This window comes from Thermopirellula anaerolimosa (genome assembly GCF_054657335.1).
On sequence record NZ_BAAHYX010000004.1, the window covers coordinates 295132 to 307373 of the forward strand.

The following is a 12242-nucleotide window of genomic DNA, read 5'->3' on the forward strand; positions in this document are numbered from 1 at the left end:
GGGCGGCAGCGAACGTTCTCGCCGCGCCAACGGGTGATTGGATTCGCGAAATCGACCCGGCTGTGTAGTAAAATCCAAGATGTCCTCCCGAACTCGGGATCGTCATGACCGGGTCACGTCGATCGGCGTTCATCCGGGTCATTCCGGGCTACGGAATCCGCTCGCCAATCGAAGCGGGGGAGTCGCAGCCTCCTTTCGGCAGCCTCAAAAGGAACCGCCGCCATGTCGCCTTTCAAGCGTGCTCGGTCGCGCGTTGCGAAGACCGCGACCCTTGTACTGCTGCTGGGGATGCTTACCGTGTCCGCTTCCGTCCAGACGGCACGGGCACAGGATATCATGACCGCCATGCGGGAAGAGATGGTGCGCCGGGACCTCATCGACTCCGGCATTCGCAATCCACGAGTCTTGGAGGCCATGCGGACCGTGCCGAGGCACGAGTTCGTGCCGCCCGCCCATCGCAGGTCGGCCTACTACGACATGGCGCTGCCGATCGGATTCGGACAGACGATCTCCGCCACCTTTATCGTGGCCTACATGACCGAGCAACTCGATCCACAGCCTCAGGACAAGGTTTTGGAAATCGGCACCGGAAGCGGCTATCAAGCCGCCGTGCTCAGCGGCTTGGTCCGCGAGGTTTATTCGATCGAAATCGTGGAACCTTTGGCGATCCAAGCGGCCGAAACACTTCGGCGACTCGGTTACAAGAATGTCTTCGTGAAGGCGGGGGACGGTTTCCTCGGTTGGCCCGAGCACGCCCCCTACGACAAAATCATTGTCACCTGTTCGCCGGAAGACATCCCTCAACCACTCGTGGATCAACTGAACGAGGGCGGGAGGATGGTGATTCCCCTCGGCGAACGATACCGCCAAACCCTCTACCTAATGCGAAAGACGAACGGTCGTATGGTTCAAGAGGCGTTGCGACCCACATTATTCGTGCCGATGACCGGAGAGGCCGAAGCTCGCCGGAAAATCCAGCCTGATCCGCGTAACCCGACAATCGTCAACGGGGACTTCGAAGAAGCTGCCAATGAGCGTCGGGAACCGGATGGATGGTACTATTTTCGGCAGTTTGAATTACGATCCGATAATTCCGCGCCGAGCGGCAAGAATTACGCGCACTTCAGCAACACGGTCCCAGGAAGGCCGGCGAGAGCTTTGCAAGGCTTCCCGTTGGATGGGCGTTACGTCCGACGCATCAACTTGAGCTTTTGGGTCCGAGGCGAAATGATCCGACCGGGCGCGACGCCGCAAGAGTCGGCGACCGTTACGATTACCTTCTATGATGCCCAGCGGGCAACGGTCGGGGAGTGGTCGATCGGGCCGCTCTTGGGCACGTTTCCGTGGCAGAAACGGACGGTCGTCGTGGAAGTCCCCCTCGCCGGTCGGGAAGCAATCCTCGGAATCGGCATGCTCGGCGCCGTCGGAACCGTATCCTTCGACGCGATCGAGATTACGCCCGTCACGCGATCGGGAAAGTAGGATTGTGCCGAAGCCGATGCCATCGGCCAATATCTCCCGCGATCGGCTCCGATGTTGTACAAAGATATGCAGCCAAGCGAGATTGATGCCGCGAGCGATGGTGGCGGGATTGGGGCGCGAGTCCGTCGTTACGCGGTCGCGGTGCAGAAGGCCTACGCCGCCAAGAGCTTCGTCTCGTACCCCTTTTTGCTGTTTGACAAACAAACAACCTTCCCAGGCCCTCCAGCCTACTTGATCGGAAAACCCTCGCGAAGCTATCGTAGATAAAAGACGCGGTTTCGTCCGGCATTATCACCCGGGTATTCCACCGGATGAGCGCAAGTCGCTAACCACAAGGAGACTCCCCATGCCGCGTAAGACTTTGTTGTTTTCAGTGCTCACGGGCGCCGTTGTGTCCCTCGCGTCGGTGTCCGATGCTCAGGGTTATTGGCACTGGCGCGTTTGGGATCCGTGCTGTCCGACGTACGTATCGGCTTGGACCTGCTGCGATCCGTGCTGGACTCCCTGCGATCCTTGCTGCGGACCGGTCGTGGGGGCTTGGTACGTGGGCATCCGCCCGGGTCCGATCCGCCGGTTGATCCTCGGTCCGTACCGTTGGTATCGGGCGCCGTATGTTGGGTGCTGTGACATCTGCGGATGCGACGTATGCGACTGCGAGCCTTCCTGGGGAACCGCTCCCAGCGGTCCGCAAATGCCGACGCCGGCACCGGCCCAGAATCCTCCCGCCCAGCCTTCCCCTCAACCGGCGCCGCCAAGCGCGCCGGGAGCACCGATGACGATTCCCGAGCCTCCCATGTCCTCTCCGGTCAATCCGACCAGCTACGAAGTGCCGACTCGCAACGACAGCGGTTTGCTGACAATCTACGTCCCGGCGGACGCTACGGTCACGATCAACGGTCTCCCGACCAAGAGCCTCGGTACGCGCCGTGAATACGTGTCTTACGGTCTGCAAAACGGGTTGCAGTATCGCTACACGGTCACCGCCGTGGTCGAACGCGACGGCAAGGCCTACGAGGAAACCCGTGAAGTAATTCTGACGGCGGGCGACAAGAAGGGCGTCGCGTTCTCCTTCCAACTGCCCACGGAAAACGTGGCGGGGATATAAAACGCCGCCCGCGCGACGACGGCGCTGGATTCCGTCGCTCGAATATCCGGTCCGGGCGAAGGCCTGGGCTGTCTTGGGCGGCAACCGCAATCACGCACGTACGGGGGCGACCGGGATGCCGGGTCGCCCCTCGCGTGTTTCTGAGGTAATCCGTCGGACTGGTATCCTTTGGGGCGTTTCTCGCCGGCGCTTCCACGCACGCGGGCAGGGGCGGCGTACAGCGGCAAGAAGGCGCCGGCGTTATACGCGTGGTTTTTCCCAATGCCGCGCGAACCAGTGGCGAGGGGTCGTTGTCTAAGCCCCCAATGCCCGATACACTTGCTGGATTCCGCAGCGGTAATTCCCTGCCGGATTACAAATTCTCGATCGTCCCTTGCCGAAGGACTGCGAAATCGCCGCTGGTCGGCAGGTCCCTTTCGGCCGCGTTGGTTTTGTTGGAGCCTCGCCCCCTAGAACCACGTCGATCCCACAGATTTGTGATATCTAGGAGTGTCGGTTATGTTTAAGTCGCTTGCCGTAGTCGGGGCCACAGGCGCCGTCGGCCGGATCATGTGTCGTTTGCTGGAATCGAGTTCCGTAGTTTTCGAGGAATACCGCTTCTTAGCTTCGGCGCGTTCCGTCGGACGAACGATTGAATTTCGCGGTCGCAATTATCCGGTCCTGGAGCTTAATCCGGAGAATCTGAAGGGCGTCGACTTGGTGGTTAGCAGCACGCCGGACGACGTCGCCCGAGACTTCATTCCCAAGGCGGTGGAGATGGGCTGCGTGGTCGTGGATGAGAGCGCTGCATGGAGGATGGATCCCAACGTCCCGCTGGTCATCCCTGAAGTCAACCCGCACGCCGCTTTTCGGCATCAAGGCATCATCGCCAGCCCGAATTGTTCTACAACGCAAATGGTTGTGGCCCTGAAACCCCTCCACGACTTCGGCCGCATTCGGCGCGTGATTGTCAGCACGTACCAAGCCGCTAGCGGGGCAGGGGTGGGGGGGACCCACGACTTGATCGAGGGCACCAAGGCCGCTCTCGAAGGCCGAGATTTCGCCTATACCACCTTTGCCCACCCCTTGGCCTTCAATTTGATTCCGCAAATCGGATCTCCCAAGCAGCAGGGCTACACCTCCGAAGAATTGAAGATGGTCTTCGAGACCCACAAGATTTTGGAAGACGATTCGATCCAAATCTGTCCTACGTGCGTTCGCGTTCCGGTCGCCAATTGCCATAGCGAGGCCATCTTGGTCGAAACCGAGAAAAAGATCACTGCGGAAAAGGCTCGTGAACTGTTCGCTGCCTTCCCCGGCATGGTGGTAGTGGATGATCTGAACGCTAAGCAATACCCCATGCCGAAGGACTGCTCCGATCGGGACGAAGTCTTCGTCGGCCGCATTCGCGAGGACATCTCCTCGTCCAACGGCATCACCTTTTGGTGCGTCAGCGACAACCTGCGAAAGGGAGCGGCCACGAACGCGGTGCAGATCGTCGAACTGCTGCGGCGGGGCGAGCCTTCCGGTAAGAAATAGCCGGGAACGAATCGCGCCGCGGAAACGTGGAACGAAAGAGCAGGGGAGGGCAATGACGTCGCGGCGGTCATCGGCTTTCGGTCGGCTTTTCAACGCGTCCGTCTTCCCGGCATTCACGCGAACGGCGGTATGCGCTGCATTCGATTGCGACTAGCGTATGACGGAACCGACTACGACGGATGGCAAAGCCAGAAGTCCGGACGCAGCATCCAAGATGCCGTGGAGGCGGCGGCGGCCCGATTGATCGGGCACCAAGTTCGCGTATTGGCAAGCGGCAGGACCGATGCCGGCGTCCACGCGCTGGGGCAGGTGGCGGCTTTTCGGACCGAGAAAACGTTTTCGCCGGAAGTTATCCGTAAGGCCCTAAACGCTCGGCTCCCGGACGATATCGTCATTCTCTCCGCCGAAGAGGTGTCGGCCGAATTCCACCCCATTCGCGACGCGAAGCGGAAGCATTACCGCTATCTTCTCTCGGATGCCGCGTTTCCAAATGTCTTCTTACGACGCTATGTCTGGCGTTATCCCCGCCCTCTGGACGCGACGGCCATGGAACGAGCGGCGGAAGCCCTTTGCGGCACCCACGATTTTTCCGCTTTCCAAAGCGCTGGGTCTCAGCGTGCCACGACGGTTCGCACTATTTACGATTTGCGCGTCGCTCGCAGTCGCTCCATCCCGCATCTCATCACCATCGACGTGACTGCGAACGGCTTTCTTTACAACATGATGCGCAACATCGTGGGCAGCTTGGTCGATGTGGGACGCGGCACCAGGCCCCCTTCCTGGATCGCCGAGGTTCTGGAACAGCGAGACCGAAGACGGGCGGGAGCAACGGCACCGCCCCACGGATTGTTCCTCATTTCGGTAACTTATCCCGACGACGCGGCGCCCGCCTGTGACGCGCACCTGCCCTGGAGCGGAGGCTCCTATCCGGAGTTTCCACTCGTATGAACCGGAAACAGGCCTGACTTGGCAACAGTCGGCGACCTCTTTCGGCCTGCGGCACGTAGTCGTCTTGAATCGGGGTCCGACTGTCGCTCAAGTCCTCGTTGCGACATCATAGACGAATATTCCGGCGGATACTTCGGTACCCGGTTCCAGATGAATCCCTCTCATGCGCCTCCTTCACGTCATCACTCGACTCATTCTCGGCGGTGCTCAAGAGAACACCGTATTGTGCTGTGAAGAGTTGCGCAATCGCTTTGGGGATGACGTCCTCTTGGTAACAGGACCGCCGTTGGGACCTGAAGGAAGTCTCTTGGCTCGGGCCCAGGCCGCGGGCATACCGACGGAAATCGTTCCCTCGTTACGGCGTGAGATTCACCCCTGGCGGGACACCTCGGCTTATTTCGCGCTACGCCGCATCATTAAACGATTTCGCCCCGACGTCGTCCACACTCACAGCGCCAAGGCCGGCATCCTGGGGCGCGTTGCCGCCTGGCAACTCGGCGTGCCCGCGGTCGTCCACACGGTCCACGGCGCGCCCTTTCATCCCTATCAAGTCGCTCCGGCGCGGTGGGTCTCCATCTTATGCGAGCGCTGGGCGGCGCGGCGGTGTCACGCCCTGATCGGCGTCGCAGATGCCATGATCGACCTGCTCGTCAATGCCGGCGTGGCCGAGCCAAACAAGTGCGTCACGATCTATAGCGGCATGGAGATCGAACCCTTTCTGCATGCCGACGAGCAACGCGCCGTTACTCGACGAGAATTGGGCTATTCCGATGAGCACTGCGTGGTCGGCAAAATCGCGCGGCTGTTCCATTTGAAAGGTCACCGCGACGTCATTGCCATGGCCCGTCGTCTGATACCCCGGAATCCCCACGTCCGTTTTCTTTGGGTCGGCGACGGCATTTTGCGCTCCGCCCTGGAGCGCGAAATCGCGGATGCCGGGCTGACGCCTTACTTTCGCCTTACCGGACTGGTCGATCCCGCCCGACTTCCCAACCTGTTGGGTGCCATGGACATCTTGGTCCATGCCAGCCTCCGCGAAGGCCTCGCCCGGGTTCTTCCCCAGGCCCTGTTGGCTGGGAAACCCGTCGTCAGCTACGACATCGACGGCGCCCGTGAGGTCTGCATCGACGATCAGACGGGCTTTCTCGTCCCGCCGCGGAATGTGGAGTCCCTCACACACGCGGTCCAGAAACTGATCGATTCACCTGATCTCCGCCGACGTCTGGGCAGGGCAGGGCAGGGGAGGTGCTCTCAACTATTCTCCCACGTCGCCATGACCGAACGGATTCGCTCCCTGTACTGCCGGGTGCTGACGGAGCGGCAAATCTCACCTACCGGCGGTTTATAGCACGGAATACGCGCGGAGCACGCCCCATCGTGCCGGTTCGCCCCGGAGTCCCTCAACTAAACTCAGATTGGAAGGCCAAACTAATTCTCGCGGAATTCACCTGCAGTCAGCGTGAAAACAAGACGTTGATGAACTTTCTCATTTCTACGATTGCGTTAGCTGTACCGCAAAAGCCTCGATTCGTCGTTGTGACGAATGGGGTTTTTCGGTAAGATAGACGATCCAAGCTGGTGCCGCGTCATTCTGATTACTGGAATTTCCCTCCTAAACGGGAATAGCACTCACGTCTCTGTCTGCGCAGGTTTGTTGTGAGCACGGGAATCGTCTTCATTGGCCGCTATCGGCTCATTAACCCCATCTATATGGGTGCTACTACCCAACTGTGGCAGGGCATCTATGACGGGACTGGGGAACAATTCGCCGTAAAATTTCTCCAGGAGAAATTCCGCAAGGATCGTGCCCAAATCGGATACCTCAAATGGGAGTACACGGTCGGCTCGCAGCTCAACGATGAGCACGTGATTCGCGTCGTGGAATTCGGCAATCATCGCGGTATCCCGTTTCTCGCCATGGAGTGGTTCCCGGGCAACAACATGAAAGTGCTCATCCGCCAGGGAATCGATACCTACGCCCATCTTGCAAAGCGAATCATATTCCAAGCAGTGGAGGCGGTCGCATACCTGCATCGGCAGGGTTACGTCCATCGCGACATCAAGCCCGAGAACTTTCTGGTGGGGCAGAGCGGCGAGGTCAAACTGATCGACTTCGCATTGTGTCGCCGGATCTCGAACCCTTTGGTTTGGCTGCTGTCGCCCAAGACCAAGATCCAGGGCACGTGCAGTTATATCTCGCCGGAGCAGATTCAAAATCGCCGCCTCGACGGCCGCGCCGACCTTTACAGCCTGGCTTGCACCATCTATGAACTCCTGAGCGGCAGGCCGCCCTTCACCGGGATCAATCAAACCGAACTGCTGAATCGACATCTCAAGGCCGCCCCACCGCCTATCGAATCGATCAACCCCAATATCACCCCGCAGTTTTCGCAACTCCTGCAACAGGCCCTGGCCAAACGCCCCGCCGATCGTTTTCGTAGCGTGGCGGAGTTCTACGGCCTGTTGCACGATGTGGAGATTTTCAAGGAGAAACCCGCAGGCGAGGTGTCTCCCTTGATGCTCCCGGGAACGTGAACATGGGACCGCGAAGAACGAATCGAAGTTTTTTTTAGTAAGGATGCTCGCCGCGAGAAAGCGTGGAGCGACTATCCCTCATAAACACCGACACGAGAGATCGTAGACCATGCCGGCAACGGACTATCGCTTGGCGTTCGAACGCCCGATTTACGAACTTGAGGCCCGCGTCGAAAAGTTGGAAAAGCTTTCTCAAGAGGACCCCCAAGTCCGCGAGGAACTCCAACAGAAGCGGATCGAGTTGGCGGAACTGAAAAAACGCATCTACGAGAACCTTAAACCCTGGGAGGTGGTGGAAGTCGCACGGCACCCGGAACGCCCGAAGACCGCGGACTACCTGCAAATGGTGTTCGAGGAATTCGTGGAATTGCACGGCGACAAATGCTACGGCGACGATCGGGCGGTGCGAACGGGCTGGGTCAAACTGGATGACTTCAAGGCCATGTTCGTGGGCCACGACAAAGGAAAAAACACCAAGGAGCGACTGGCCTGCAATTACGGTTGCGCTCATCCCGAAGGCTATCGCAAGGCCATGGCCAAGATGCGATTAGCCGCTAAGTTCTCGAAACCCATCATCTGCTTCATCGATACGCCGGGCGCCTATCCCGGTATCGCCGCCGAGGAGCGCGGCCAGGCTCAGGTCATCGCCGAGTCGATGTTCCTCATGTCCCAACTGCCGACACCGATCATTTGCGTCGTCATCGGCGAGGGCGGATCCGGCGGGGCCCTCGGCATCGGCGTCGGCGACCGGATTGCGATGTTGGAGCACGCCTATTATTCGGTCATCAGTCCGGAGGGCTGCGCAGGGATACTTTGGAAGGACCGCCAATACAAAGAGAACGCCGCCGAAGCCCTGAAGATGACCTCCAAGGACCTGATCCGACTCGGCATCATCGACGCGGTCATCTCCGAACCGCTCGGGGGCGCTCACCGCGACCCCTTCCAAACGGCGTCACGACTGAAGACCTATCTTCGCAACACGCTCAAGGAGTTGAGCGCTATCCCCATCCCCGAGTTGGTGCAGAGCCGCTACGAGAAGTTTCGCCGCATGGGGATCTTCCTGGAGGGCGGGGCGGAGATTCGCAACGGCGTGCCGGCCACGTGCGATCCCCCTGCCAACACGTAATGCGCTTGCGAACGCTTCGTTACCGGGCGGCGACGTTGGAACCCCGTTCCACGACGTCGTGACTCCTGGCTTTCCTGTCCTCGGCGCCCCTTCCCAAATCGCAGCAGGCGCCCGGCAAGCTCCCTCACGCGAGGCCCGTTTGCGACCGCGGACAACGATTCCGAGGACGCGCCGACAGGGATGCGACGACGAACCAAGACGGGACTCAAGGCAACGGAGACGGTTTCGATTCGCCCACCCGCAACGTCCGATAATGTTTCTTATGTTCGGTCAGAGGTCGAGGCTTTTCCGCGTTTCCCAAAGATCCGGCGACCGTGGTTCGGGAATCCCAATCATCGCTTCGGCAATCCCGGTGTTTCGGTCTCCGCGCCGATCTCGCGGGACCCATCGTCCCGAAATCCCTTGAGAATTTCCTGCGGCGCGCCGGAGAAGTCTGCCGGATCCGGCCAAGAGAAGTCGCCGGCGTCGAGGTCGGGCCATGCCTGCTTCATGGACCTCTCTCTTTGAAAATCCTCGAGGTACCCCCCTATCTGCCTGCGGACCTCCGGCGGCAGGACCGCGGATGCGCGTTCGATCAATCTCGCTAGCACCGGTCCCGACCTCGAAGACAGGACAACCTGCCGCAACCCCTCCGAGAGGGTGACTCCGAAGAACGCAACAATTCCTGCCAAGAACAGACCCTTGACTGCGCCGAAAACTGCTCCGAGTTGGCGATCGAAGTCCTTCAGCTTCATGCGATCGATCGCGGAAGAGACCCAACGAAACAGCAACCAGATGAGCAGCGCCGACGCCGCAAAGACGACAAACATGCCCAGGTATTGATTCCAAGGTGCCTGGGCGCTCAATCGCTCGCCGACCCTCGCCCCGAACCGCAGCGCGGCAACGGTTCCCAAGATGAGCGACGCCAGGGATGCCGCCTGCCACGCAAAGCCTCGCCACGCTCCCCGTATCATCGAAAAGCCGACGAGGATCAACACGATCAAATCGAATGTCGCAATGGGCAGGGTATTCACCCCGTGCTCCTTGTTATTGTCACTACTGCTGTCTTGCGTCCGTTCATACGACTCTCTGGCCGGATGAGAGTCGCTCGAATAACCGCCTATTCTTGTTTATTCGCTTCGCGATGACATTGCTTGGACGTCGACGCCGTCTTCCTCGCCCACCGGGCGTTCGGTCGGGCAGGGCGTGGGGCCAAGAAATTGTAGCTTTTGCCGGAATCCAACCCTCAGGTCCCGCGTCGCGGACGTCGCAATTCCTCCGAATCGAGCAGGATCGTCACGGGACCGTCATTCAGAAGTTCCACCTCCATATGCTGCCGAAAACGCCCCTCCGCCGTGGGCAGTCCCAGATTTCTCATGGCTTCGGTATATACCCGGTAAAGTCGCTCGGCCTGTTCGGGAGGAGCAGCATCGGTGAAACTCGGGCGGCGTCCTTTGCGGCAATCCGCCAACAAAGTGAACTGGCTAACGACCAAAACGGCCCCGCCGATTTCTCCCACAGCCAAATTCATCTTTCCTTCATGATCCTCGAAGATGCGAAGGCCGACCGTCTTTTGTGCGAGCAACTCGGCATCGCCGTCGTCGTCACTCTCGGCGACGCCGAGCAGGACCACCAGGCCGCGACCGATCTCGCCGACCACATCGCCGGCCACACGCACCCGGGCAAATCCGACCCGTTGTATGCACGCTTTCATTCCGCTGCTCCGGATTCATGCTCCAAGTTCACCGCATGCCGCGGGGCGATCCGACCATGCCGGGCGAGTCCCCAGGCATGCTAAGATGATAAGATTCCGATTCGCGGCGGAAAACGGCAAAACGTGGCGCGCAATACACTTTCGCCGGTCGCCGTGGCAGATCGCCCAAAACGGCGAAGAATCAAAAACCGATTTGCAACCGTCGGCGCCGGATTCCTACAATGAGTCACGAAGGGAAACACGGCGATCGCCCGTCCGACCGTTCGAGGGAGATTCCGTCATGACCGTCGCCAACGCCAAACCGCTCGTTGCCATCACACAGGGAGACCCCGCCGGTATCGGTCCTGAAATCATTGCCGCCGCCTGGCCTTCCCAGGAATTGCATCAGTGGTGCCGTCCGGTTGTGGTGGGATACGCGGACTATCTGCGGCGCGCCGCCGCCATTCGCAAACTGCAATTAGACGTGCGCGATGTCGCTAACATAGAGGACGCACATCCCTCGCCGTGCTGCATCCCCTGCCTAACTCTGGGCGACGGACACGCCCCGGACATCCCGCCCGGGCGAATCGATGCCCGCGCCGGAGAGGCTGCGCATTGGGCCATCCTCTTGGCCACGGAGTTGGCCCTGTCCGGCAAAGTGCAAGCCGTCGTCACCGCACCTATTAATAAAGAGGCGTTGCAAAAGGCGGGCCACAACTACCCGGGCCACACGGAGTTGTTCGCGGAATTGTGCCGCACGCGGGAATTCGCCATGCTGCTTTACTTGGCGCCGGGGGCCCCGCTGCGGAATCCCGTCGGGTTATCCGTTATTCACGTAACGTTGCACACGGCCCTGCGCAAGGTCTTCTCGGCGCTGACCGTCGATGAAATCCACAGCAAAATCCGGTTGGTCGACGGCTTCGTCACGCTGCTGAAAGAGGGCAAACCTCGCATCGGCGTGTGCGCTTTGAATCCGCACGGCGGCGAGGGAGGCCTGTTCGGCACGGAGGAGGCCACCATCATCGCGCCTGCCGTCCGTCGCGCGCAAAGCGAGGGAATCAACGCGGACGGCCCCTTGCCCGCGGATTCCGTGATGGTCCACGCTCGAGACGGGCGTTTCGACGCCGTCGTGGCGATGTATCACGACCAAGGTCACATCGCCCTGAAATTGCTGGGGATGAAACGAGCGGTCAATGTTACGGTCGGTTTGCCGATTGTTCGGACCAGCGTCGCCCACGGTACCGCGTTCGACATTGCTTGGAAAGGCATCGCCGATCCCGGCAGCCTGCTGGAAGCGACCCGCGTTGCCGCCTTGCTTGCCGCCAAGAGAACGACCTCGGCGCCTGCCGCTTAGCTTTCGGCGCGACAAAGCCTTCTCTTTACCCAGTCTGCTCCGATGACGGAAGTTCCGTCATCCACCGATCGTCTCACGCTCGCTATTCCTTTAGACCTTCCCGGGTTTTCGTGCGTTCGCACGAATGGCGGCACGTGGTGTCCGCGCTTTCCTTTTGCGGAAGTGTTGAGCGGGCGGCGGATTTTGACGGCACTTCCGCCCTAATTGTGACGATAAAAACCAATGCTCGGTCTATTCGGAGAAAACGCGAGCTTCCGCTTGGGTTTAGGATGCGCAGGTTGATGATTTTGCCGGATTTACCAAAGAATCGACGCAAAATCGGCCGACGATAACCCTGAAGGAGGCTAACGGCTCTCCCGCACCGGGTCCTTGGAGGTTCGGTCGCAAATGGTCTGGTGAGGTGTTCCCGGGTCGGTTCGGACGGAGAGACGGAGAAATACTGTCACCGGCGTTGGATGCGATGTCGCCGATGACTGCCCGCCGAGCGGATTCCATTTAGGGG

The 12242-nt window shown here is 60.0% G+C and carries 10 protein-coding genes; 8 read left to right on the forward strand and 2 right to left on the reverse strand.

The features are described from left to right. Nucleotides 1-222: 222 nt before the first annotated feature. From ACYQ6J_RS01765 to ACYQ6J_RS01795, 7 genes are all read left to right on the forward strand, one after another. Entirely contained in the window at nt 223-1482 is a 1260-nt protein-coding gene (locus ACYQ6J_RS01765) for a protein-L-isoaspartate(D-aspartate) O-methyltransferase (protein ID WP_460182473.1), read from the forward strand. Nucleotides 1483-1828: 346 nt separating this feature from the next. Further along, on the forward strand, nt 1829-2587 hold the full coding sequence (locus ACYQ6J_RS01770) for a TIGR03000 domain-containing protein (RefSeq protein ID WP_460182474.1): 759 nt from the start codon (nt 1829-1831) through the stop codon (nt 2585-2587). A 498-nt stretch (nt 2588-3085) separates the two neighbouring features. Next, on the forward strand, nt 3086-4105 hold the full coding sequence (locus ACYQ6J_RS01775; RefSeq protein WP_460182475.1) for an aspartate-semialdehyde dehydrogenase: 1020 nt from the start codon (nt 3086-3088) through the stop codon (nt 4103-4105). A 129-nt stretch (nt 4106-4234) separates the two neighbouring features. Further along, on the forward strand, nt 4235-5053 hold the full coding sequence (gene truA, locus ACYQ6J_RS01780) for a tRNA pseudouridine(38-40) synthase TruA (RefSeq protein ID WP_460182476.1): 819 nt from the start codon (nt 4235-4237) through the stop codon (nt 5051-5053). Nucleotides 5054-5216: 163 nt separating this feature from the next. Then, on the forward strand, nt 5217-6401 hold the full coding sequence (locus ACYQ6J_RS01785) for a glycosyltransferase family 4 protein (RefSeq protein ID WP_460182477.1): 1185 nt from the start codon (nt 5217-5219) through the stop codon (nt 6399-6401). Between the two features lie 308 nt (nt 6402-6709). Continuing rightward, nucleotides 6710-7588 carry a serine/threonine protein kinase gene (locus tag ACYQ6J_RS01790; RefSeq protein WP_460182478.1) on the forward strand — a complete coding sequence of 293 codons (879 nt, stop codon included), beginning with the start codon at nt 6710-6712 and terminating at the stop codon, nt 7586-7588. Between the two features lie 109 nt (nt 7589-7697). Beyond that, nucleotides 7698-8714, forward strand: coding sequence for an acetyl-CoA carboxylase carboxyltransferase subunit alpha (locus ACYQ6J_RS01795; RefSeq protein WP_460182479.1), 1017 nt, complete (start codon nt 7698-7700; stop codon nt 8712-8714). 332 nt (nt 8715-9046) lie between these two features. On the opposite strand, the gene ACYQ6J_RS01800 is transcribed toward ACYQ6J_RS01795, so the two are convergent. Both ACYQ6J_RS01800 and dtd read right to left on the reverse strand, forming a co-directional pair. Continuing rightward, a complete protein-coding gene (locus ACYQ6J_RS01800) occupies nt 9047-9727 on the reverse strand; it encodes a CvpA family protein (protein ID WP_460182480.1) in 681 nt (226 codons plus the stop codon). 212 nt (nt 9728-9939) lie between these two features. Continuing rightward, nucleotides 9940-10407 carry a D-aminoacyl-tRNA deacylase gene (dtd, locus tag ACYQ6J_RS01805; protein ID WP_460182481.1) on the reverse strand — a complete coding sequence of 156 codons (468 nt, stop codon included), beginning with the start codon at nt 10405-10407 and terminating at the stop codon, nt 9940-9942. Between the two features lie 280 nt (nt 10408-10687). Between dtd and pdxA the strand changes: the two genes are divergently transcribed. Continuing rightward, entirely contained in the window at nt 10688-11740 is a 1053-nt protein-coding gene (pdxA, locus tag ACYQ6J_RS01810; RefSeq protein WP_460182482.1) for a 4-hydroxythreonine-4-phosphate dehydrogenase PdxA, read from the forward strand. Nucleotides 11741-12242: the final 502 nt, after the last annotated feature.